Annotated in this window: 14 protein-coding genes; 10 read left to right on the plus strand and 4 right to left on the minus strand. The window is 42.2% G+C overall.

Going from position 1 to position 24,134, the window contains the following annotated elements; translation table 11 throughout:
• Window positions 1-228: 228 nt before the first annotated feature.
• Both BN3769_RS02955 and BN3769_RS02960 read right to left on the minus strand, forming a co-directional pair.
• Window positions 229-4,788 carry a protein translocase subunit SecDF gene (locus BN3769_RS02955; protein ID WP_068467383.1) on the minus strand — a complete coding sequence of 1,520 codons (4,560 nt, stop codon included), beginning with the start codon at window positions 4,786-4,788 and terminating at the stop codon, window positions 229-231.
• 345 nt (window positions 4,789-5,133) lie between these two features.
• Window positions 5,134-6,327 (minus strand): SpoIIE family protein phosphatase, encoded by a 1,194-nt coding sequence (locus BN3769_RS02960; RefSeq protein WP_068467385.1) that lies wholly within the window; start codon window positions 6,325-6,327, stop codon window positions 5,134-5,136.
• A 380-nt stretch (window positions 6,328-6,707) separates the two neighbouring features.
• On the opposite strand from BN3769_RS02960, the gene BN3769_RS02965 reads away from it, so the two are divergent.
• The 8 genes from BN3769_RS02965 to BN3769_RS03000 are packed head-to-tail and all read left to right on the plus strand — an operon-like array spanning window position 6,708 to window position 17,621.
• Window positions 6,708-7,127 (plus strand): chemotaxis protein CheW, encoded by a 420-nt coding sequence (locus tag BN3769_RS02965; RefSeq protein ID WP_068467388.1) that lies wholly within the window; start codon window positions 6,708-6,710, stop codon window positions 7,125-7,127.
• 11 nt (window positions 7,128-7,138) lie between these two features.
• Window positions 7,139-8,635 carry a CheR family methyltransferase gene (locus BN3769_RS02970; RefSeq protein WP_068467390.1) on the plus strand — a complete coding sequence of 499 codons (1,497 nt, stop codon included), beginning with the start codon at window positions 7,139-7,141 and terminating at the stop codon, window positions 8,633-8,635.
• Window positions 8,628-9,143 carry a chemotaxis protein CheW gene (locus tag BN3769_RS02975; protein ID WP_068467391.1) on the plus strand — a complete coding sequence of 172 codons (516 nt, stop codon included), beginning with the start codon at window positions 8,628-8,630 and terminating at the stop codon, window positions 9,141-9,143. The genes BN3769_RS02970 and BN3769_RS02975 overlap by 8 nt, the downstream gene beginning before the upstream one ends.
• 17 nt (window positions 9,144-9,160) lie before the next feature.
• Window positions 9,161-11,509, plus strand: a complete 2,349-nt coding sequence (locus tag BN3769_RS02980) for a hybrid sensor histidine kinase/response regulator (RefSeq protein ID WP_068467393.1) — start codon at window positions 9,161-9,163, stop codon at window positions 11,507-11,509.
• Window positions 11,510-11,525: 16 nt separating this feature from the next.
• The gene (locus tag BN3769_RS02985; protein WP_068467395.1) at window positions 11,526-13,412 is read left to right on the plus strand and encodes a HAMP domain-containing methyl-accepting chemotaxis protein; all 1,887 of its coding nucleotides are present in this window, start codon (window positions 11,526-11,528) and stop codon (window positions 13,410-13,412) included.
• 37 nt (window positions 13,413-13,449) lie between these two features.
• A complete protein-coding gene (locus tag BN3769_RS02990; protein ID WP_068467397.1) occupies window positions 13,450-15,207 on the plus strand; it encodes a methyl-accepting chemotaxis protein in 1,758 nt (585 codons plus the stop codon).
• A 36-nt stretch (window positions 15,208-15,243) separates the two neighbouring features.
• Window positions 15,244-16,308 carry a chemotaxis-specific protein-glutamate methyltransferase CheB gene (cheB, locus tag BN3769_RS02995; RefSeq protein WP_068467398.1) on the plus strand — a complete coding sequence of 355 codons (1,065 nt, stop codon included), beginning with the start codon at window positions 15,244-15,246 and terminating at the stop codon, window positions 16,306-16,308.
• The gene (locus tag BN3769_RS03000; protein WP_068467400.1) at window positions 16,305-17,621 is read left to right on the plus strand and encodes a hybrid sensor histidine kinase/response regulator; all 1,317 of its coding nucleotides are present in this window, start codon (window positions 16,305-16,307) and stop codon (window positions 17,619-17,621) included. Before cheB ends, BN3769_RS03000 begins: the two co-directional genes overlap by 4 nt.
• Window positions 17,622-17,764: 143 nt before the next feature.
• Here the strand turns inward: BN3769_RS03000 and BN3769_RS03005 are convergent, their stop codons facing one another.
• The gene (locus BN3769_RS03005) at window positions 17,765-19,312 is read right to left on the minus strand and encodes an NTP/NDP exchange transporter (RefSeq protein ID WP_068467402.1); all 1,548 of its coding nucleotides are present in this window, start codon (window positions 19,310-19,312) and stop codon (window positions 17,765-17,767) included.
• Window positions 19,313-20,042: 730 nt separating this feature from the next.
• Here BN3769_RS03005 and recJ point away from each other — a divergent pair.
• Together recJ and rlmD are read left to right on the plus strand one after the other, a co-directional pair.
• Window positions 20,043-21,800, plus strand: coding sequence for a single-stranded-DNA-specific exonuclease RecJ (gene recJ, locus BN3769_RS03010; protein ID WP_068467404.1), 1,758 nt, complete (start codon window positions 20,043-20,045; stop codon window positions 21,798-21,800).
• A 5-nt stretch (window positions 21,801-21,805) separates the two neighbouring features.
• Window positions 21,806-23,149, plus strand: coding sequence for a 23S rRNA (uracil(1939)-C(5))-methyltransferase RlmD (gene rlmD / locus BN3769_RS03015; RefSeq protein WP_079989380.1), 1,344 nt, complete (start codon window positions 21,806-21,808; stop codon window positions 23,147-23,149).
• Between the two features lie 85 nt (window positions 23,150-23,234).
• Here the strand turns inward: rlmD and BN3769_RS03020 are convergent, their stop codons facing one another.
• Window positions 23,235-23,657, minus strand: a complete 423-nt coding sequence (locus tag BN3769_RS03020; RefSeq protein WP_068467409.1) for a helix-turn-helix domain-containing protein — start codon at window positions 23,655-23,657, stop codon at window positions 23,235-23,237.
• Between the last annotated feature and the right edge of the window lie 477 nt (window positions 23,658-24,134).

A 24,134-nucleotide genomic window follows, 5' to 3' on the forward strand; every position in this document is an offset into this window, starting at 1 on the left:
CGTTTAAATAAATTTAAACGAGCGGATCTTTTTTCTTCCCTGCTCCCAGAGAATTTCTTGAAAAGAAGGAATTTACCCTCACCTACAACAGCCTTAAGACCGTCCTCGATTTCAAATAAATAGGCATTGCTCAATTTTTAAACGACTTTATCGCTATAAGCAAAAAAAAAGCCCCTCTTAGAGAGGGGCTTTTGTCGTATAAGCTAGAAGCTTGACAGCTTCTTTATCCTACGCTTTCTTTAAGTTGGATTCTCCGTTATGAGGAAGCTGGTTTTCCTTGTTGTGGAAATACAGCATAACGGGCGAAGCGATAAAGAGCGAAGATAGTGTTCCAATGAGCACACCTATTGTCATGACCAACGAGAAGGCAAAAATAGATTGTCCGCCTAGTAGAACCAAAGCTAGCAAGACGAGCAATGTAGTTCCGGAAGTCATGATTGTACGGCTAAGCGTGACGTTCAAAGCATGATTGATAATGTCTCTAAACGACATGCGTCGCATAATCTTCATATCTTCACGGATACGGTCAAATACAATAATGGTATCGTTCAAGGAATAACCGATAATGGTCATAATCGCGCCTACCACCTGCAGGTCAATTTGAACGGCAAATCCCATGGCATGGAATAAGGCTAGAACACCCAGCGTAATGACGACATCATGAACAAGTCCCACTACCGCACCGATAGCAAATTTAAACTCGAAACGGAAAGTGATGTAGATCAAAATGGAAATTAAAGCCGCCCCTAGGGCAAAGATGGCATTGTTTCTCATCGCATCAGAGAATTGCCCGCTCATAATTGTCCAATTCTTTTGCAGGTTAGCCAATTGAGAAGGCTGAACTTGCAATCCACTATCCTGTAGAGTTTTAACCACCCAATCCAAGCGAGGATCTTTTTGGTAGTCATAAGCATATTTGCCTTCCGCGTTCATCTCAGGCATTTGATAGAAAGGATGCCCTTTCTCATCCATGCTGGTTCCCAATTGAATGCGCAACTGGTTGGGATGGCTTAGCTCACGCACTTCGAAGTCACGGCGCGATGCTCCATGATCTAAGAAAGCATTGATGGCTTCTAAGCGATAGTTAGGATGATTGGGTTTCTCCATCAAATCCACTGTTAACGAATAGCCGCCGGTAAAGTCCATGCCAAAAATCGTCTTGCGCTCGGATATCAAGAAATACGTCCCAACCGTCATCACAATTAAAGAGATGACAATGGCTTTCTTAGCTTGTGCCAAGAAATCGAAATGCGTTTCTTTTAAGAACTGAGCCATGGACAAGTGCTTGTGCTCTGGATTTCTGACCCAGCCGGCAAAGAAATAACGCGTCATGAACAAGGCTGTGAACATAGACGAAATAATACCAATGATCAACGTGACGGCAAATCCTTTGATAGGTCCTGAATCGAATTGAATCAAAATCAAAGCAGCAATAATCGTTGTGATATTGGAGTCAATGATCGCACTAAATGCCTTGCGATAACCTGCTTGGATAGCAGAGGCAATGCGGCCCGAAAGCTTGAACTCTTCACGTATTCTCTCGAAAACAAGAACGTTTGCATCGACTGCCATTCCAATTGTCAATACAATACCTGCAATACCCGGCAGAGTCAATGCTGCACCTAAGTTTTGCAGAACTCCCCACATAATGAAGATATTTAGCAAGACGGCGCAAGATGCAACCAAGCCTGCAAAGCGGTAATAAGCGACCATAGCCACAACAACTAAAACTAGAGCGGTAGCAGAAGCAAAGATTCCCTTTGTACGCTCTTCTTGTCCTAATTCCGGACTGACGTTTTCTTCCGACAGAATGCGTGGAGTGAAGCTTAACGATCCTGCTTTCAAATCGGCCGCTAGCTGATTGACTTCTCTTTGAGAGAAACGGCCGCTGATCGTTCCCCCATCACGCAAAGGCGAATTCAATGAAGGGGATGTAATAATGCTGCCATTAAGAATCACAGCCATACGCCATCCTCGGCCATGAGAATACGTCTCTTTTGGCGTACCAGAAATCTTATCTTCTGCAAATTGCGATGTCCAGGCATAGAAATCATCCCTTGGACTTCCGCTTCCCTTCTCTTGAGAGCCTTCGTAAGAACGCTTGACTCCAAAAGTCAGAATATTGCCCTGCGTAGAATCGTAGCCCGCTTGAATATTTTCCAAGCTTGATCCTTCTAGCGCATAGTTGTGGAAGACAACTAAAAGAGGATGCGTTTGATTATCCCATTCGGCCGAATCGCCGCCTCTAAAGATGGCAATCGCGGAAAGGGTATCATCGAAATGAGAGCTGACCGATTTCTCTTTTGGGTTAGCTAAACGCAGACCATGGTCGTAAAGCAGCTTCGCTGTATCGCTACGTGGACGCAAGCTAACAAGCTCGTCATTGGCATCACCGCCTAAATGCTGCCAAGCAATTTCATTAATGCTGTCGATATCTTTGCGGTTAGTGACAACAGCTTCATTCCAAATATCTTGCAAGAATTGATTGACAGCGCCTGCCAGAGTTGGATTGTTCGGAGTGAACTTTTCGTTGACCACATGGAAATACATAGCCGAAGCTTTAACAAGATCTGCCGCAGACAAGTTCTGAGAACCAGGGAAATCTAAGAGAATATTGGAATTCTCAATACGGATGGTTCTTTCCGATACACCCATCTTATTGATGCGGTTATACAGCTCGTTAACAGCTTGCTTAAGATCTTCCGGATTTGTCACTGGACGTCCATTCTGATCCAACAGGCCAATGCGAACCGTCTTTCCGCCCGATAAATCCAATCCCCACTTAAGAATTTTGCGGTCATCTCCTCGGAAATATTTCACCGCGCTCAATTTAAAGTTTTCCCAATAAACGTTCTTAGTTGGAGCTGGAACTGTATAACGGCTTGTCAAGTTTAAATCGACTTGAGCCGCATGATAAGCCTCTCTCCACTTTAATAGGTCTTCCTGGCTCTGATCCTCAATCTTATTCAGCGTCAAGAGGCGCTGTTCGACATCGGAAAAATCCAAGACAGCAAAACGCTTACTGCCTTTCACCATAAAATCTTCACGCGTGCCTTTTAACAAGGTGCTGTAGTAGTCATTTAACTCAAAAATGTAATCCTTGCTAAACTCTTTTGGCATATTAAAAGCAGAACCGGGGTAACCGATAAAGCCCATTTGCTGCAAAATCGTATTAAGCTGATTAAAGTCGCTAGCCAATGTCTGATTGTCAGCGGCTTCTGGTGCCTCTTGGTATTTTTGTACAATAGCATCCATTCCTTTAGCAATGACATAAATCGAGCCATTGCGAAAACCAGTCGGAGCTGCCGTGTTGTACATGGCAGGGGCATAGACGACCAATCCCAGCTTCTGTTCTTCGGGCTTTAGCGTCTTATAGGTATCATAGGAACGGACAGGATAGGCATCACGGATCAAATCGGTGTGCGTAGGGACCCAAGACAGCAACAGCTGATCCATGATCTGCTGTGTACGCTTATTAGCTAAATGGCCCAAATTAAGCGTCAGATAGCTTTGGCTGTTTGTCAATGTATCCAAGTCCACAACGAAAGTATCTTCGCTTGGCTTAAAGCTCTCGTCCGACAAACGGGCAATACGGGCAACGTCGTTGATCAAATATTGGCTTATTCTTTCTTTTAAGAAAGCGTCTTTTTCCGTTTTACCTTCCAGATTGCGAATCGCTTGCACATCATCATAAAGATTAATGGCCAACTGACTGTTGTCCCAATTAATGGTCAATCCTTTAATAAAAGGATGATAGCCTGTCAAATCTATGTATTGAATCTGGCTGTTTGGCGTTCCTTTAGCAAGCATTTCTTGGATATTTTCTATTGTCAAAGGAGATTTGCCTTTTTGGAAATCAGCCGTATTTTTACGGACAATATTGATAGCCGAGTCCAAGGCTTGCGCTTGATTTGTTAAAACAGCCAAATGCTGCTCTTGCGAACTATCTAAGCCTTGCGCTTTCTCTTTGCGAAGACCATCGCGCTGGTCTTTTACTTTCTTAGCAAGTGTTTCCATTTTGGATAGGAACTTCTGAACAAGCCCGTCTCCCTCTTTGGCTGAAATCTGCGCAAAGCTTGCATAGTAGCGTTTTGTAATAGGATTGCTGCGCCCCAGCACATTGTCCATATCGACAATTTCCTTAGCTAAAGCAATAACAGCTTCTTCATAGCCGGCATCTGCCCGATTATCATTGACTATTGCCAACATTTGCAAGGCTGCCCTGCTAGGTCCGCCGACCGCTAAAGCCACTTGGGTCGCACGATCGTTCACAATATCACGATAAAAATCGGCTATTTTATTATCCGCTGCATATTTGGGCGTAAATTGGAAAAGTTGATCGATTTCGCTCGGATCAAGATGAAGAGCAATATTACGTTGAACTAAAACGGTGGCGACATCCGAGTTGGCAGACTCAGAGCTGAGTTCTAACTGAGCTGGAGTAAAGGGAATTAAGGCTCCGGCTCGAGGTAAAAACCGCTTGAATAGATCAGCGTCTTGTTCGTTTTTAAAAGAAACTTGAAAAAGTCCACTATTGGTAGGGACGAGGTCGATAGAGGTTGGTTTCACCCCTAGCAAGCGGCAGAACGAATATAACCATTCTTTAGAGTCCACCTCAATTTGGTTGACGCGATCAATGATAGCCGAAGCGATCTTTTCTGCTCGAGGAGCGTCAATCGGAGATTTAAGAGGTTTAGAATAAAAAAATAGAGTAGGCAGAATGTTATAAAGCGTGATGACCAAGACGGCAACAATTAGGTAAAATTGCCAACGCTTCTGTTTTTCCATATTGTCATGCTTCCTTCTTGAATGTCTATTTTCCCCTCTCTTGTTCCGCGTGGCTGATTCCTGGAATCAGAGTAGGACCAAGCCAAACAAAATTAAAGGAAAATTTACTGTGAATGAATGTGGAACATCTTAGATAAAAGAAGAAGCATAACAAATCATTATGCATTCTGTCTACATAAAATCAAATGATATTAACTTAATTTGAAAATAAGCAATAGACTAGACAATTTGAATGCTAGGGGCATGTCCCTAAATTCTTAATGGCCTAAATTCGCGTTCCTTTCTCCCATTAGGCTATTATAAATGTAGCGATACGCCCACGGACATATTCCCAAGACTTTATTCTTATAAACCCTTTCTTGGAGAATGATAACCTATGACCATCAAACTAATATCGTCCAGCGGAGGCTTATCCTTCGAAAAAGCTTTCAAGTCCAAACAAACGGCTTCCACTATTTCCGCCGAAGAACGATGCTTAACGCTTTCCAATAAAGCACAAAAACGCTCTTCGCCGTATAAATCACAATCCTGATTTGAATATTCAATAATTCCATCCGTATACAAAACAATCTTATCCCCTTCTTCTAAAAAAATAGTCTCCGCATGGCATGCGGATTCCACGGGATTAATCCCTATAGCCGAATCTTCCCCAGATAAAAGTTCTAATTGGCGCCGGCAATGAAGAAGAATGGCCGGCGGATGCCCTCCGCTTGTATAGCTTAACGCTCTCGTTTGAACATTCAAAACCATATAAAAAATAGTAAAAAACTCATTGAATCGCTCAAAAGGAAATTCCTTATTGAGTTCATCCATTATTGCTTTGGGCGAAGCCAATTTATTAATTGTTGACTCAGCAAGAAAACCGCTATATTGATGAAAGAATTGCGAAATAGAAACCGCAACCATCGCCGAGTGCACTCCATGCCCGCTCACATCCAATATATAAAAGGCAACAAGAGCTTCGTTAATGGGAATGATATTAAAAATATCTCCTCCCACTAAATTACAGGGAGAACAGACCCAATTAATATCTAAATCATTTATTTTTAATTGCTTAGAAGGAAGCAGACTAGATTGAATAGAGGCAGCGACTTGCAAATCCTCGTCCAGATATTTTTGCTTTTCGACCAGCTCTGCATTTTTCTCCTTAAGTTCTTTCGATAAAGCACTGATTTTCAAGTGGGTTTGAACGCGGGCCAAGAGCTCGCCCTTATCGCTTGCCCGTGTAATAAAGTCCACCCCTCCCATTTCTAGCCCCTGGATCTTATCCATTGGTTGGGTCAAAGAGGAAAGAAAAATGACGGGAATATCTTTAGTAAGAGGATTTTGTTTTAATTGTTCGCAAACTTGGTAACCATTAAGGCCTGGCATGACAATATCAAGCAAGATTAAATCAGGAGAAGCCTTTACAGCCTGTTCCATTCCCGAAAAGCCATCTTCAGCTTCAATCACTTCATATTGTTTTTCTTTTAAAAACAATGTCAGGATGTCGCGAATGTTTTCATCATCATTGATAATGAGAAGTTTTTCTTTCTTCACATTAAATCTAACCTCTATTTTTAGAATCAATCAGGCGTAAGAAGATGGATTAAAACCGATAATCCCTCATATTTGAGCTTATTTTTCCCTCTCAGCCAACATCAGATAACAGCCACAATCTCAAATATAGGCGATTAGGCGTTTTAATGCACTCTCCTAAGAGACTAGCCTTAAATCCATCATGACTGGATTCAACGACAGCCTTCTTACCTAGCTTATCTGAATACTATATTGATAGTCTGTCATTTACATTCAACGCATTTCCTATCTCTTTCCTTTATCTTAAAAAAGAATTTACATAAAATCCGGTTCATATAGTCTTCATAAATCTTTTTAATTGTATTGGATAGAGACCGGTTGAATTTGAGAAAGGACACATCATGCATGCGCTTATTTTTTTAATCGATAAACAACAATTTGCGTTTGATTTAGCGTGGATAGAAAGGGTCATACGGATTGTTGAGATTACTCCTAAGCCGCATGCGCCTTCCTCCCTTTTAGGAATGATCAATTTGCAAGGGCAAATTATTCCTGTTTTCAATCTGCGCGCTCTCATGGGGCTTCCTCAAAAAGATATAGATTTGAACGACCAATTGATCATCTGCCAAGTGGAGAACCGAAAAATCGCTTTATGGATAGATGCCGTTAAGCAAGTGATTTCTTATTCTCACGACCAGCTTTCTCCCGCAAATGAAATATTTCCAAATGAGGAGGCGAGGAATTGGATTATCAAAAATGAAGACCAGATCACCTTGCTTTATGACCTTCATCAGTTATTAACATTAGAAACATCGTCATAAGGCGGCTTGAAATGCTGACCAAGAAATCAATGGATATACCTGAAGAGATATACGAGCGCTTGATTCAACATTTAAATAAAGAAATAGGCCTTTATTTTTCTAAAAGGAATAAGAAGGATTTAGAGAAAAAATTGCAGCTTGCCGTCAAGGAGTTTGGATTTGAAGATCCTTTGGCTTGTATTGAATGGCTATTGCGGTCTCCTCTTCATAAAGAACAAATCGATATTTTAGCCCGTTATCTGACAATCGGCGAAACCTATTTCTTCCGCGATCCACATTTTTTTGCTCTTCTGGAAAATAAAATATTGCCCGGCATCATTCAAGCTCATCAAAAAACAGATAAAACCATACGTATTTGGTCTGCGGCTTGCGCAACAGGCGAAGAGCCTTATTCTATTGCCATCCTACTCCATCGGCTTATCCCCAAAATAGAAGACTGGAATATTCATATTATTGCAACGGACATCAATACGGGTTTTCTAATTAAAGCGCAACGCGCCCACTATACCTCTTGGTCGTTTCGATCCACTCCTCCCCCTATTATTAAGAACTATTTTGTTGAAAACAAAAAAGATGAATTTGCCCTTATTCCCGCTATTCGCTCCTTAGTCAAATTTAGCTTTTTTAATCTCATGAATTTTCCTTATCACGAAATGCATAGAGAGCTCAATCATTTCGATCTTATCGTTTGCCATAACGTTTTGATCTATTTTTCTCCCGCACAAGTGAAGAAAATTATTCACAGCCTTGTTCAATCCCTTGCGGATGGGGGCTGGCTAAGCGTCTCATCCGTTGAAGTGCCGTTTGTAGAAGATCCGTATCTTAAGGCAATTTCGCATCAGAACGTCACGATTTTTAAGAAAACATTATCTAAAGACCCTCTCTTGGCAGCCACGCCTGCCCTTCCGGCCATTCCCCCCCCGTCCAAGCCATCTTCCCTTTCTCCTCCGGCTTTTAAGGCACCGCCCCAGCAACCAAACAAGCGGGAAGAGTTTTATGAAACTTGTCTTTCTCTTTATCAAGCTGGAAAATATGAAGAGACGACAAGGCTGCTTAACCAGCTTCTAACCCCTTACCTTCAGCAAAGTCAAATTTTAAAAGATAAAATAAAAGAGATTAAGCTTCTCATTCGCGCCTATGCTAATCAAGGCCGCTTGGATTTGGCCCAAGTATGGTGCGAAAAAGGATTGCTGGTCAATAAATTCGATCCTTTGCTCCATTACGCTTATGCCACTATTTTGCAAGAAAAGGGCAATCTCGAAAAAGCCCTTCAGGCCCTTAAGACAGCTTTATATTTAGATCCGGATTTAATCGCCGCTCATTTTTTGGCCGGCATTATTCTAATTAGACAACAAGATAGGGAAACAGCAAATGTTTATTTGCGAAATGTATTAAAACTTCTTAGTCATCGCCCTGCTGAAGAAATTGTTCCTGGAACAGAAGACATGTCCGCCGCAAGATTAACCGAAATCGTGAAAGAATTGGTTAAGGAGAGCGTAAATGAATGATAATAAAAAACAAGACATTCTAAAGGCAAGAGCCAGAAAACTCGCACAGCAAGAAAAAGAAAAGCAAGCAGGCCTAGCCATCGATGTCATCAAATTTCAGCTTGCCAAAGAAAGCTATGCGATTGAATTAAAATATGTTAAAGAAGTTTATCCTTTAAAAGACTACGCGCGCTTGCCCGGCGTTCCCCCCTTTGTTTTTGGCCTGATCAATGTCAGAAGGCGCATTATTTCAGTCATTGATTTGCGGGTTTTCTTTGACTTATCTATGCCTCAAGACACAACGGGGGAAAAAGTCATTATTCTAGAAAACGAAAATATGTCTTTTGCCATTCGCACGGATAAAATTTCTGAAGTGCTCTCCATTCCTTTAGATCAAATTCAACCGCCTCCGCCTACTCTAACAGGCATGCGCCAAGAATTCTTAAAAGGCCTGACAGCAGACGGCACCGTCATCTTGGATGGCAACAAGTTATTATCTGCTCCGAAGCTAATAGTAGAAGAGAAATAGAAAGATGAGGCGCTACAATGACAGATAAAAGGGAAGCAGAATTTCAGGCCAATCTGCTGGCCATGTTCAAGATAGAGGCTGAAGAGCACCTAAAAGCCATTTCAGACGGATTATTAGCGTTAGAAGGCAATTTATCAAATGAAGAAAGAAAAGCCAAGGTAGAAACGATATTTAGAGAATCGCACAGTCTGAAAGGAGCGGCGCGATCGATCAATTACCAGTCTATCCAAAGTATATGCCAATCCCTCGAGAACATTTTCTCTGCCTGGAAACAAGGCCGTCTTCCTATCTCTAAAGAGGTATTTGATCCTTTATATGCGGCCATTGATCTGATAGGCAAATTGGTCGCTTACTCCCCCTCGGATAAACCCAAAGAAATCAGCGCCATTTTTCCTCTTATCGATCAATTGGATCAAATTGCGGCAGCAGCTTCGGAACAGGCATCCATTGAACCGCAGCCTTCCTCTCACACTCCCTCCCCTATCGCCGAACAGCAGCCTGCTCCAAGCCTAGACATTCCCTCTTCCATTCCTAAGGACGAGCCCAAAACCGGCCCTATCCCGACGTCTTCGCTTTCTCCAAGTGGATTAGCTCAAGATAAAACGATCCGCGTTTCTTTGAATAAATTGGATAAGCTTTTTCAGGAAATAGAAGAAATGCTCATGCTGAAGCTGGCCTCGCGCCAGCAAATGAACAACTTAATCCTTTTGAGAGATACTTTAAAGCAATCGGATAGAAAATGGAAAACCGTTCAACCGGATATTCATACATTAATAGAGCGCTTAAAAAAGAGTGATAAGTCACCTGCTATCCATAAAGAGCTTGCAAAAGCTCTGGATTATATTAACTGGCAGCAAGAGTTTATTAAATCTATCAAGAATCATCTCTCTCATTTAATTAAAATGTCCGCGCAGGATCACCGTGCAGCCAGCGTCATCGTTGATACTTTGCTAGATGACACCAGAAAAGTCTTGATGCAGCCCTTATCTACTTTATTGGATGTCTTTCCCCGTATGGTAAGAGATATTTCACATTCTCAAGAGAAAGAGATCCATTTTGAGGTGGTAGGAGAAGACATTGAAATTGATCGGCGAATTCTGGAAGAAATGAAAGATCCTTTAATGCACATTATCCGAAATAGCATTGACCACGGCATTGAAACTCCGGCTGTCAGGGCTAAGGTTAATAAGCCTCCGAGCGGCACAATCAGAGTAAGCGCCTCTCAGACTAGCGGGAATAGCATGGAGTTGATCATTAGCGACGACGGACAGGGGATTAATCGCGCCAAAGTTAAAGAAAGCGCAATTAGACAAGGAATTCTAAGCCCATCCGATGCGGCAGCAATGGGAGATCAAGAGAGTTTGATGCTGATCTTTCAGTCCGGCATTTCGACTAAAGATATTATTACAGAGCTTTCGGGAAGAGGGTTGGGATTAGGAATTGCATCAGAAAAAGTCGATAAACTAGGAGGCCATTTATCTGTTGAATCCAAGCAAGGTGAAGGAACGAGTTTCCGCATTGTTCTTCCCTTGACTTTAGCCACCTTTAGAGGCATGCAGATCAAAACTGCAGGCCAAGATTTTATCATGCCTTCCCATAATATTAAGCGAGTCATCAGAATCAACCGAGAAGAAATTAAATCTGTCGAAAACCGGGAAGTGCTTTATCAAAATGGCAAGCCCATTTCCTTTGTGCCTTTAAGCCAGGTCCTCGATCTTCCGGCTGAACAGAGCAGAGAAAAAGAACGCATGGTGTATGCCGTGATTGTCAAAGCAGCCGAAAAAACAATCGCTTTCGGAGTAGATAAAATCCTTTACGAGCAAGAGATCTTAGTCAAAGGCCTAGGTAAGCAATTGAAACAGCTCAAATATGTTTTAGGCGCTTCTATTTCCGAGTCAGGGCAAGTCATCGCCATTTTAAACCCGCAAGATTTGGTCAAATCGGCCGTGCAATTAGACATTGCCAAGAAAATGGAAAGTACTCCAAAAGAATTAAAAAAGGGCAAAAAGACGATTCTCATAGCGGAAGATTCTATGACCTCCCGCCTTTTACTTAAAAACATTCTAGAAATAGCCGACTATGAAGTTAAAGCCGCTGTAGATGGTTTGGAAGCTTTTTCTATTTTTAAAATTGAACATATCGATCTTATTATCAGCGATGTGGAAATGCCCCGCATGGATGGTTTTACCCTTACATCCAAAGTACGCGAACTTGATAAGGGGAAAAACATTCCCATTATTCTTTGCTCGGCCAAAGAGTCGCCCGAAGATTTGGAACAAGGGATGAATGTCGGAGCGAATGCTTATTTAGAGAAGAGCCGATTTACCCAGAAGAGCCTGCTAGATATCATTCAAAAATTATTATAAATAGAAGGAAAAACAAATGTTTTCAAATTATACGATTAAAGCACGCTTGTTGATCCTTGTCAGCCTTATGTCCGCTACTCTAATAGGAATAGGCATCCTTGGGTGGTATGGCAATCATTTAGCAGAAAAAAGCCAGCAAGATATTTACGAAGGAGGAAATGAAGAACTGACTGCCTTGCATAAAACATCTAAGGCTATTGACAAAACCATGATCGACATAACCAAAATCTACAGCCATGTATGGACTATGGAGGAAGGCGAAAAAGCTTTGAATGAATTGGAAGCAATAATTAGAGAAAATTGGGGGAAATACCGGAATTTTTCGACTTCGGAGGATCCTTTACGCCGAGAACTCATTGAACAAATCACGCCTATGATCCAGAGCATTTTCTCTATCATTCAGCGCTTTCGCACCTTATCAGCAAGTAATGGAATAGACCAGCTCCAAAGTTTTCTTAGAGTAGAATCTTCAACTTTTGAGAATGTGACCGACAAAATCGAGCAGCTGATGAAATCCCACTTTATAGAGACCGTTACAGACTATCAGCATGCCCTTTCCACCTCTAGACTTTTTACCGATATTACGCTTTTTAGCATGCTTATCGCCATTCTGCTCATTTCCTTTTTTGCTTGGTTCTTGATCAAAAACATCTTGAATATGCTCGCTTATGCAATTAGCAATGTTAATAAAGTCGCAGAAGGCGACACGTCTATGCAAATAGAAGTAAAATCTCAAGATGAAATCGGCCAGCTCCTATCGGCCATGCAGCATATGGTTGCCACGACCAATAAAATGACATCAACCCTAGAGTCTATTGCAGCTGGCGATCTGACCGTCAATGTCCAGCCGCGTTCAGATAAAGACACACTTGCCTTAGCCATGCAAGACATGATTGAAAAGCAAAGAAGAATGACCGCAGCCTTAGAATCAATTGCCTCAGGCGACTTAACCGTCAATGTCGCCCCCCGCTCAAATAAAGATATTCTAGGGATGGCCATGCGGGACATGATTGACAAGCTGCGCCGCATGATCAGCAAGATCCAAGCGGAAGCCAAGACGTTGTCGGATTCCTCTAACGAGATTGTCACCTCCGTTACGCAAGTATCGGCAAATACAGCCGAGACGGCTTCGGCAGTGACGGAAACAACCACGACTTCTGAAGAGCTCAAACAAACCGCCCACATCGCTTCTGAAAAGGCGCAAGGCGTGCTAAATTATGCCGAAGACACCTTGAAAATCGTAAAATCCAGCGAACAATCCGTCAATAGCACAATCAACGACATGCACGAGATTCAAGAAAAGATGCGCACGATTTCAGAAAGCATCATGAAGCTCAGCGAGCACAATTTGGCTATCGGGGAAATTATCGACACCGTGAACGACTTGGCGGAGCAATCGAACCTGCTTGCCGTCAATGCCGCCATCGAAGCTGCCAGAGCCGGCGAACAAGGAAAAAGCTTTGGCGTTGTCGCTTTAGAGATCCGCAACCTTGCCGAACAGTCCAAGAATGCAACTGTTCAAGTACGCTCCATTCTCAATGATGTCCAAAATGATACAAGCTCAGCCGTCATGGCCACTGAACAAGGGTCCAAGGCGGTGGCCAAGGGCGTCGATCAATCCGCCCAAACAGCAGAAGCGATCAACACCTTGCTGAACAGCATCAATATGGTCGCGCAAGCTGCCAAGCAAATCGCCATTTCAAGCCAGCAGCAGCTAGTAGGCGTCGACCAAGTCAATATCGCCATGTCAAATATAAACGAAGCCAGTAGCCAGCATGTCGAGCATATGAGGCAAATCGAGTCGGCAGTGATTTCTTTAAATTCTGTCGGCACAAGCCTTAAAGCGTTGACCGAGCAATACAAAATGGCGCATATGAATAGTTCGGAATATATTGCAGCATGATGCCTATTAAAATTGTTATAAATAGAAGGGATGACTGATGTTTTCAAACTACTCCATTAAAACACGCTTGTTGATTCTTGTTAGCCTCATGTTTGCTACTTTGGTCTTATTGGGCATCCTCGGATGGTATAGCAATCATTTAGCAGAGGAAGGGCAAAGAAATATTTACGAAGGGGGGAATGAAGAGATTACAAGCCTGCATGAAATAACAAAAGCCATCAATACTGCCATCATTGATTTGACTAAAGTCACCAGTCAAATCTGGAATATTGAAGAGGGAGAAAAGGCTTTAAATCAAACAGAATCCGCAATTAAGGAAAATTGGAAAAGATATCGCACTTCTTCTACATCGCAAAATTCTTCGCGAAAAGATCAAGTCGAACAGCTCGATACAATGCTTCAAAATACCTTATCATCCTTCAAACAGCTGGGCACTTTATTGACGACTCGACGGGATCAACTTCATGATGCGCTTTTCAGAGACATCTCCTCTACTTTTGAGCCTGCCAATGAGAAAATTGAGCAGCTGATTCAATCTCACTCTTCTGAAACGGCATCTGATTATCAAAATGCGCTTTCTACTTCTAAGACGTTTACTGATATTACTCTCATAAGTATGGCGATCGCGATCTTGCTTATCTCCTTATTCGCTTGGATTTTAATTAAAAATATTTTGAATGCGCTTGCCTATGCAATCAGCATCATCAATAAAGTCGCCGATGGGGAGACAGACTTGCAAATAGCAGTAAAATCACAAGATGAAATCGGCCAGCTTCTATTAGCCATGCAGCATATGGTCACAACAGCCAATAAGATGGCGGCAGCCTTAGAATCAGTTGCCTCCGGTGACCTAACCGTCAATACGGCTCCCCGCTCAAATAAGGACATTCTAGGGATGGCCATGCGGGACATGATTGACAAGCTGCGCCGCATGATCAGCAAGATCCAAGCGGAAGCCAAGACGTTGTCGGATTCCTCTAACGAGATTGTCACCTCCGTTACGCAAGTATCGGCAAATACAGCCGAGACGGCTTCGGCAGTGACGGAAACAACCACGACTTCTGAAGAGCTCAAACAAACCGCCCACATCGCTTCTAAAAAGGCACAAGGCGTGCTAAATTATGCCGAAGACACCTTGAAAATCGTAAAATCCAGCGAACAATCCGTCAATAGCACAATCAACGACATGCACGAGATTCAAGAAAAGATGCGCACGATTTCAGAAAGCATCATGAAGCTCAGCGAGCATAATTTGGCTATCGGGGAGATTATCGACACCGTGAACGACTTGGCGGAGCAATCGAACCTGCTTGCCGTCAATGCCGCCATCGAAGCTGCCAGAGCGGGCGAACAAGGAAAAAGCTTTGGCGTTGTCGCTTTAGAGATCCGCAACCTTGCCGAACAGTCCAAGAATGCAACTGTTCAAGTACGCTCCATTCTCAATGATGTCCAAAATGATACAAGCTCAGCCGTCATGGCCACTGAACAAGGGTCCAAGGCGGTGGCCAAGGGCGTCGATCAATCCGCCCAAACAGCAGAAGCGATCAACACCTTGCTGAACAGCATCAATATGGTCGCGCAAGCTGCCAAGCAAATCGCCATTTCAAGCCAGCAGCAGCTAGTAGGCGTCGACCAAGTCAATATCGCCATGTCAAATATAAACGAAGCCAGTAGCCAGCATGTCGAGCATATGAGGCAAATCGAGTCGGCAGTGATTTCTTTAAATTCTGTCGGATCATCTCTTAAAGCCTTGACTCAGCAATATAAAATGGCGCATATGAATAATCCGGAATAGATGACATCATTATCCGGCTATTAGAGAAAGAATGCTATGCCTGAACATCAAATTAAAGTCCTCATTGTAGATGATTCGCCTGTGGCACGCGAGTTTCTTCGACATATCATAGAATCCGATCCTTCTATAAAAGTCATCGGATATGCTACAGATGGAGAAAAAGCCTTGCAAATGCTGCAAACAATTACCCCAGATGTCATCACCATGGACATAGCCATGCCTAATCTTGATGGATTTGAGACCACGCGCCGCATCATGCAATCCAGGCCTATTCCCGTCGTCATTGTAAGCGGAATTTATTCGCCAGACAATGTTCAAGCCAGCTTTCATGCAATAGAAGCCGGCGCTTTAGCCATCCTGCCGCGTCCCGTAGGATTAGGGGATCCCCATTACGAAGAAGTGGCCAAATCTTTGATAGATACCATAAAGACGGCGTCTGGAGTCAAGCTCATTACCCGTTATTCAAAAGCCGCTCCTTTAAAGCAAATAGGATCAGTTGCTGAAAAAGTCAATGCAGCCATCGAAGCCGTCGCCATTGGAGCGTCTTTGGGAGGGCCATCCGCTATTGAGATGATTCTTTCTGAATTGCCGGGCACATTCCCTGTTCCCATTTTTATTGTTCAACACATCTCTAATGGATTTGCCTTGGGATTTGCGAACTGGCTGCAAAAATCCACTCAATTAAAAGTCCAACTAGCGCAAAATAAGGAAATGGCTCTTCCTGGGCATGTTTATATTGCCTCCGATGGCTTCCATATGCAGCTAAGCCGGAAAAACGAAATTGCCCTTATCAAAGGAAAAAATCGAGAGCTATGCCCTGCTGTAAGCCGCCTCTTTAGTTCTATCGCCACAGTTTATGGCCCCAATGCGCTTGGGGTTGTTTTAACGGGAATGGGAAACGACGGAGCCGAAGGATTACTTATGATGAAACAAAAAGGCGCTTATACCTTGATTCAAGATCCCGACAGCTGCATTATGTATAGCATGCCAAGGGCCGCTTTTGAAATCGGGGCATCCAAAAACAAAGTTCCTTTGGAGCGAATGGCCAGCACAATTGAATATTTGGTCCATACTTCTAGGTCAGAGAAGGAGAAATTATGAATTTTACAAAAGCAACGCCCTCTTTTCAGCCTTCTACAGATTTATTATTAGTCGAAGACAGTCTGACGCAAGCGATGCTGCTTAAAGAAACTTTGGAAAAGCATGGCTTTCATGTCAACCTGGCAAAAGATGGAATCGAGGCCATCGAAATGTTAAAGGTTCATATGCCGGATTTGATTATTAGTGATATAGAAATGCCTAGAATGGATGGTTTTGAATTCTGCCGCTACGCCAAAAACCATCCCCAATTCTCCAAACTGCCCGTTATTATCTTGACCAATCTGTCAGATTCCATGGATGTCATCAAAGGGATCGAATGCGGAGCCGATAGCTTTCTGACAAAGCCTTGCACAACAGAGCTTCTCCTCAATACGATTAGCGATGTCATGGAAAACCGAAAATTGCGAAAAACAGCGGAAGAAAATCTAGCTTTAGAATTCTCCTTTCATGGGCAGCATCACCTCTTAAAAGTCAATCAAGCTCAGATTACCGACTTGCTTCTCTCCACCTATGCCAATGCCATGCAAAAAAATAGGGAATTAGAACAAGCCTATCGCAAGCTGGCACAGATTAACCAAGATATCGAACGCAAAAATGAAGAATTGCAGGTATTAAATAATCAGAAAAATCTCTTCTTAGGAATGGCGGCTCATGACTTGCGCAATCCATTGACAGCCATTCAAGCTTATAGCGATATTCTGTTGGAAAAATTAACCGACTTGGGCAATCCAGATGTCATTAAACTACTCAATCGCATTCAGAAGTCCAGCCATTCCATTCTTGTCCTTATCAATGATTTGCTCGACTTGGCAGCCATTGAATCCGGCATGGTTAAGCTTAATTTGGTTCAAACTAATTTGGACGAGCTGATTAAAGAAGGCATTGCTTTAAATGCCATAAAAGCGGAGCAAAAACAAATCGACATTTCTTTCAAACAAGAATCGCCTCATATTCCGTCTATTTGTTGCGATCCAGAAAAAATTGAGCAAGTCCTCAACAACCTTATTAACAATGCCATTAAATATTCTCGTCCTCAGACCCATATCACTATTTCTTTAGCCAGAGTCAATGAAAAAGTTTTAGTGACCATCCAGGACCAAGGCGTGGGTATTCCTCAAAAAGAAATGGAAAATCTTTTCAATCCTTTTACTAAAACGAGCGCTAAAACCACTGGCGGAGAAACCAGCACGGGGCTTGGCTTAGCTATCGCCAAACGCATCATTCATGAGCATAAAGGCAACATCTGGGCGGAGAGCGAGGTCGGCAAAGGATCCACCTTCCATTTTACCCTTCCTTTAGAGACCGCTTCTTAAGCTTGAATCGTGTTCCACAAGGAATCAACTAGAGCTAATACACATTTCTATTTCCATAACTGATCATAAATCAAAAAAAAGCCCCCATCCTTAAGAAGGATGAGGGCTATTATTCAATTCATCGAATGATGAATCGTCTTCTATTAGCTAGCTGTTGTAGCTGTAGAAGTTTTATCTGTATTCGCTGCAGCAGCGCTTTGATCAGCTGTCAACTTGGTAAATTGCTTATTCAATGAACGAGCAGCAACAATCCAAGCGGCAATGATCACCATGAGGATAGCCCCGATATAAGGCGTAATCGTGGCCAATGTACCAAATGCCAATAGACCCATTTGAATAATCGAACCACCAGATTTTCCTAAGCGTGCACCGACAACGTCAACAGCCGCTTTTCCTTTTACCTTGGAATCTTCATCCAATGGAATATAAGCCATCTCTTTTGTTGGATCAAATAAGGAGTATTTAGAAGACTTACTCATAATATTTTGAGCCGCACCAAAGATAACAGCTAAGAAGAGAGGAGTTGTTCCTAAAGCTGCGATATAGCCTAGCAAGTGTTGTTTAAAAATAACAAATGAGAAGAAGGCAATACCGGTGATTAACAAGACAACAGGCGTAATGAGAGCAGCAAAGCCCCATCCCTTACGGCGAATGACGTTACCACCAACAAACAGCATCATTAAAATCGTTACAGCACCAGTCATTGTAGAGAACCATCCCATAAACGTACTATAGTCGTTGGGGTTGGGGTACTGAAGTTTAACTTGGCTCTTCCAAGTAATTTCCACGAGGTTGATCGAAATACCGTAAGCGATAACCAAAATCGCTAGGCAAAGGATATATTTAGAGGTAAAGAGAAACTTGAAGCTTTCGCCCAAAGACATCTTCGCTTTCTTCTTCTTGCCTGGCGCTCTTTCTTGATTTGGATCATAAAAACGCGGATCTGTCAAGATATTGCGGTTGATCCACCAGTAAATGGCCAAAATGGCAATCCCAGCAATAACAACCATTCCCATTAAATAGTTAAGGGAAATCTGCCATGCATCGACATCAGCTGGCAATTTTTTACGGATATCAGAAACGTAAACGATAGCTGGACCGGAAACCAAGAGAGCTAAATTAGCACCCAAGCCGAATAAGCTATAAAAACGCTTAGCTTCTGTCACGCGTGTAATTTGGTTGGCAAATCCCCAGAAAAGCAGAGATAAGACAACACTTCCCCAGAGTTCAGCTAGAATGTAAAAAATAGAATACATCCAGTTATGATAGGCAGCAGCCAGTCCTGTCCATCCGCCTGGCAGATAAGCGCGCAAAGCGTTGGCCGATTCTGTCGGCAGCAAGAGTTCTCTGGCTGGATACATGACAAACGCAAATAAGCCAAAGAAGATAATGAAAGGCAAAAGAGTCACATAGAAAAGATTTTCTCTGCTCAATACGTTACTCAGCTTGGCATATATGATCATAAAGATAATCGCGGCTGGAACAACTCCAAATGACTTTAAAAATGGAATAGCCTCCGCACCGGCAGCTGTAACGATTAAGGTATCCTTTGTATCCCTCAAGATTGTATAGTTGAAAGAAATACAGAAGAACATAAAAAACATTGGAAGGAGTTTTTTTAGCTCATAGCCATGCACAGGCCAAAAAAACGCCCGCCATTTACCAAATTCTTGTTTGGTATCTTGCGACATAATAAAACCTCAAACTAGTTTATTGTTTGCAACCTTCGATAATAAATTGTTCTTTTTTTCCAAATTTCATCAAAAAACATTACCGAGAACCTAAATTATTAAGCTGACTTATTTAAAAATGCAAGAAAAAACTAGCCGCAAATAAGACCTTATTCAATAAAGCTTGAAATTTTTAGCACCTCTGCCCCAAAATCGCTAAGCCAGGCCTTCGACTCCCGCAGCCTTCTCCCCTCATTTAAAATTCTTTAAATCGCTAAAATCGATTTAAATACTTAGAGGGGATATTAAACCTTAATAATTTATATTTGAGATAATTTTCTTCACGGAGCTTCCCTCTAAGAATGAACTCGAATCTGGACATTATGACTTCGATGACAGTCTCTTCTGCTCCGCATCATTAAAATAAAGATTAGATGAAAAACTATTTTCAAACTCTATTAATTGATACAAAAACTTCAAGCTTAATTATTTATTCTAATGAAATAGATTCATCAAATTAGGCTTTTTTAATCAACAAGATGGATAAAGTCAATCATTTAGCTTGACTTTGAGCCTATGAATCATAAAATGGTAACAAATCCATTAATCATCTACCACAACCCTAGTGAGATTTTAATTTTCAAGCGAGATTTAATGACGGAAGGCGGCTTAGGTAAATGCCTACCTGGCAAGACAATCCTTACGACTAATAAACACATGATTTTTTTTAGAGAAACGGAGTTAGAATTTGATGCATTCCCCTGCCTATGGCCAAGAGGAACCCATATGGGTTTACCCTAAAACGGACAATGAATTAAAGGAAAGCATCATCAAAGAATTTAAGATTCATCCTGTTATCGCACAAATTCTTGTCTCACGGGGCTTTCAGTCTTTTCAGCAAATTCATGACTATCTGTACGCCAAGCTTCCTGAATTGCATGACCCTTTCTTAATGGCTGAGATGCCACAAGCTGTGGAGCGCGTTTGCCATGCCATTAAAAATGGGGAAAACATCTTAATTTATGGAGACAATGATGTCGATGGAATGACCGGCACGACATTGTTGACGGAATTTTTACAGGATTTAGGAGCGAATGTTTTCTTTTACGTCTCCAATCGGGGAACTTTGCGCCAAAGCTTGATTGTCGAGGCGTTGGAATATGCCTTAATGAATAATTGCAAGCTCCTCATTACGGTGGACTGTGGGATTACGGCAGCCGTAGAGATAGCCAAAGTCGCTGCCCAAAACGTGGACGTCATCATTACAGATCATCACGAGCCGACGGATAAAATCCCCCATTGCATTGCAACGCTCAATCCCAAGCTGCTAAATAACCCCTATCCAAATCGCGATCTGACAGGAGTCGGAGTCGCCTTCAAGCTTGCCCATGGAATCACCAATCAATTGACGGCGGAGGGAAAAATTCCGCCAAAAAAGATCGATTTAAAGCGCTACTTGGATCTTGTCGCTCTGGGCACGATTTCGGACATGGGCTCTTTGCTGGATACAGAAAACCGCATTTTAGTCCGCTACGGCTTGCGCCAGCTACGCAAAGGCAGACGCATGGGGCTTTCGAAGCTGTTTTCTATTTGCGATGTGGACCTCAATGACTTGACGACTTTTACAATTGCCTCCAAAATCGCTCCCCGCTTAAATAGCTTGGGCCGAATTGACGATCCACGCAAAGGCGTTCAGATGCTGTTGGTCAAGAATGCCGATTTAGCTGAAAAAATGGCGTTGGAGCTGGATTTAAATAACATTGAAAGACAAAAGATCGAGCGGACGATGTCTTTGGACGTTGACACGACGATTCAAGAATATCCGGCCATCTTGAATAACAAAGCCATCGTCATGGTTTCCGATAAATGGCACCCTGGAGTGATTGCCATTATTTCTACCCGCATTTCCAAACAATATAATCGACCGACTGTGATGATTGCCATTGACAAAGGTATCGGTAAAGGATCTGTCCGTTCTATTCGAGAATTTCCTTTATTGCCGACTTTAAAGCAATGCTCCGACATCTTGATTAATTTTGGGGGGCATGATTTTGCAGCTGGCTTGACAGTCAAAGAAGAACATATTGAACAGTTTAAAGCGCATTTTATTGAAGCGGCCAACCAGAAGCTCAAAGATTCGGACGTGATGAGCAAGCTTGCCTTGGATGCCGAAATCAAATTCAGCGAACTCACGTTTGACTTTATGGAATCGGCCAAGCTATTGGAGCCTTACGGAAATGAAAATCCCCAGCCGATTCTTTATTGCGATGCCTGGCAGACATGGCCGCCGAAAATTGTCGGTAAAACTCATCTTAAATTATATTTAGAGCAAGGAGATCGGGTTTTGGAAGGAGTCGCTTTAGGAAAAGCGGCCCATAGCGCCCAGCTTCGCAAAAAGAACCTCAAATTACGCATTGCCTTTACTCCTCAAATTAATAAATCGAGCATCCAGCTGCTAATCCGGGATTTCAAAATTTTAGAAGATCCCTCAGCCGCTCCTGCCGCCTAATAGCCATGATGGGAAAGTCTCAACTCAACGACATTATTGAAGGGGAAATTCAGACGATTGCTTTCGGCGGAGAAGGCATTCTCCGCTACCGCGGCTTTGTCGTCTTTGTCCCCTTTACGGCCATAGGGGATAAAATCACCTGCCGGCTCATCGAAATAAAGAAATCCTTTGCCAAAGGCGAACTTGTCTCAATCGAGCGGGCTAGCCCGCAACGGACACAACCGCTTTGTCCTTACTTCGGCACATGCGGAGGATGCCAGATTCAACATCTGAATGATCAAGCCCAGCTTAACTATAAGCAGCATGCCGTCCTAGATGCTTTAAAACGCATTGGCCATATTAGCTTGCCTCCCCCCAAAATTATTCCCGCTCAATTAAAGTGGGCATACCGCCGCCATATCACTTTGCATATGCGACCGACAGAAAACGGCTTTGAGATGGGCTATATCGGAGTGGACAATCGCTCTCTTATAACTATACAAACATGCCCGATTTTCAATTCGCCGGATGATGCGATTGTCAAGCAGCTGCGGGAATTTATTCATACGCTTCCCAATCCAGGCCGCCAAGAAGGCAGGGTCACCATTTTAAAAAATCAAAAAGACCGCTATATCCTCTCTTTTCAATTTTCTTCTTTGCAGGGATTGCAAAACCGGCTCTTCCAAAGCGCCCTTCAAAATTATCCCGCATTTGTCGGCATCCTTGTCTATAGCCCGCAAGAACAATGGCAGTTCGGCGATCCTTATTGTGAACAAAAAGTGGAAGGCCTTCTTTTCCGCTTTACCCCGCAAGCCTTTGTTCAAAATCATCCGGAACAAAGCGCCAATATTTATCGCCAGATCTGCTCCGTCACTGCCCATCAGACCGGCAAGCAAATTTTAGACTTGTACTGCGGTTTTGGCATTACTTCGCTGCTATTGGCCAGACAAGGCCATCAAGTGACGGGAATGGAATTTAATCCCGAAGCCATCAAATTTGCACAGGAAAACAGCCAATTAAATCATCTCAAACAAGCGCAATTCATCCAAGGAGATGTAGAAAAGATTCTGCCTAAATGGCTTAAAGGGCACGAAAAGCCGCATTTGATCTTAGTCAATCCTCCGCGAACAGGCCTGTCCAAAGGCGTGATACACACTCTCTTGCAAGCTAATCCAAACGAGATTATCTATGTCTCATGCATGCCCTCCACTTTGGCAAGGGATTTGGCTTTCTTCTACGCGAAAGACTATGAAATTCAACAATGCGTTATCTATGACATGTTCCCACAGACAGCGCATGTTGAAACGTTTATTTATTTGAAAAGGAAAAAAAAGAATATAACCGTTCAGTCCTTGCTAAGAGGAGATTAACCTATAATAAAAAAAGGCTTGACTGTCTTAGCCTTGAAGTGAACGGTTACAAAAGACAATGCTAGCAAAAAGACAAAGAAAGCTATTAGCTAGCTTGACGACGACGGTTCTTCTTTTGAATATACTTCTCTTGATATTCCTTTACATCATCAGAATGGATTACCCAAGCAGCTCCTTTACGCTGAGCCTTTAATAAACCAATGCGAGTGGCATAATAAATCTTTTGCGCAGGAACGCTTAACATCTCAGCCACTTGATTAACAGAGAAGTATCCCTTGTTATTGTCAAATAAAAGTTCCCCATCATAAACAGATTTACTTCTAGAGTATTTCTGACGGCGATAATCTTCTAAGTCTTCTAAGCTAATTGTCCATCGTGTCGTTTCTTTTCTGGCTTTCAGCTTATTTAATTTAATCGCAACATAAATAGCTTGTCGCGTTACTTTATTCAATTTAGCTGCTTCTGTAATAGAAACAACTTTCTTATCATCAGTTTTATCCTGTGACATTATATTTATCCTCCTAAAAAACTTAATTGCTTATAAGCAAGTAATCCTCATTAATAAATTTTGATTATTTATATCAAAGGAAAATCTATATTTACATAATAAAGAATTTAAATCAACCAATTTTTACAACTTTTAAATATTTAGTCCTATTTTTATAAAAAAATCGTAAAGACTATTCGCCATAATATTTTAGAGCGTTTACTTTCTCCAACTAATCGAATAAATTAATTTAAATTTACGATCTTTATAGAATTGTAAAATCTATTTATGAATATTATAAAATTTTACAAAACATATAGTTATTAAACAAGTTCTATTTTTAAGTTTATCTGAAAACTCCTCTCTTTTCAGATAAAGAGATTTTGTTTAAAATAGGATTTTGCTAATCGCTCTTTTAAGAGCCTATTAAAAAACCTTCTAATGGCTTAGATTCGAGTTCTTTTCTCCTAAGAAGCACTGCTTGCTTCTTAGGAGACA

This window comes from Candidatus Protochlamydia phocaeensis, assembly GCF_001545115.1.
In the GTDB taxonomy this organism is placed as follows: Bacteria; Chlamydiota; Chlamydiia; order Chlamydiales; family Parachlamydiaceae; genus Protochlamydia_A; species Protochlamydia_A phocaeensis.

Bases quoted from the DNA above. Each gene is read 5' to 3' on its own strand.
- BN3769_RS02955 (WP_068467383.1), bottom strand. From the start codon at position 4,788: ATGGAAAAACAGAAGCGTTGGCAATTTTACCTAATTGTTGCCGTCTTG.
- BN3769_RS02965 (WP_068467388.1), top strand. From the start codon at position 6,708: ATGCATGCGCTTATTTTTTTAATCGATAAACAACAATTTGCGTTTGAT.
- BN3769_RS02970 (WP_068467390.1), top strand. From the start codon at position 7,139: ATGCTGACCAAGAAATCAATGGATATACCTGAAGAGATATACGAGCGC.
- BN3769_RS02975 (WP_068467391.1), top strand. From the start codon at position 8,628: ATGAATGATAATAAAAAACAAGACATTCTAAAGGCAAGAGCCAGAAAA.
- BN3769_RS02980 (WP_068467393.1), top strand. From the start codon at position 9,161: ATGACAGATAAAAGGGAAGCAGAATTTCAGGCCAATCTGCTGGCCATG.
- BN3769_RS02985 (WP_068467395.1), top strand. From the start codon at position 11,526: ATGTTTTCAAATTATACGATTAAAGCACGCTTGTTGATCCTTGTCAGC.
- BN3769_RS02990 (WP_068467397.1), top strand. From the start codon at position 13,450: ATGTTTTCAAACTACTCCATTAAAACACGCTTGTTGATTCTTGTTAGC.
- cheB (WP_068467398.1), top strand. From the start codon at position 15,244: ATGCCTGAACATCAAATTAAAGTCCTCATTGTAGATGATTCGCCTGTG.
- BN3769_RS03000 (WP_068467400.1), top strand. From the start codon at position 16,305: ATGAATTTTACAAAAGCAACGCCCTCTTTTCAGCCTTCTACAGATTTA.
- BN3769_RS03005 (WP_068467402.1), bottom strand. From the start codon at position 19,312: ATGTCGCAAGATACCAAACAAGAATTTGGTAAATGGCGGGCGTTTTTT.
- recJ (WP_068467404.1), top strand. From the start codon at position 20,043: ATGCATTCCCCTGCCTATGGCCAAGAGGAACCCATATGGGTTTACCCT.
- rlmD (WP_079989380.1), top strand. From the start codon at position 21,806: ATGATGGGAAAGTCTCAACTCAACGACATTATTGAAGGGGAAATTCAG.
- BN3769_RS03020 (WP_068467409.1), bottom strand. From the start codon at position 23,657: ATGTCACAGGATAAAACTGATGATAAGAAAGTTGTTTCTATTACAGAA.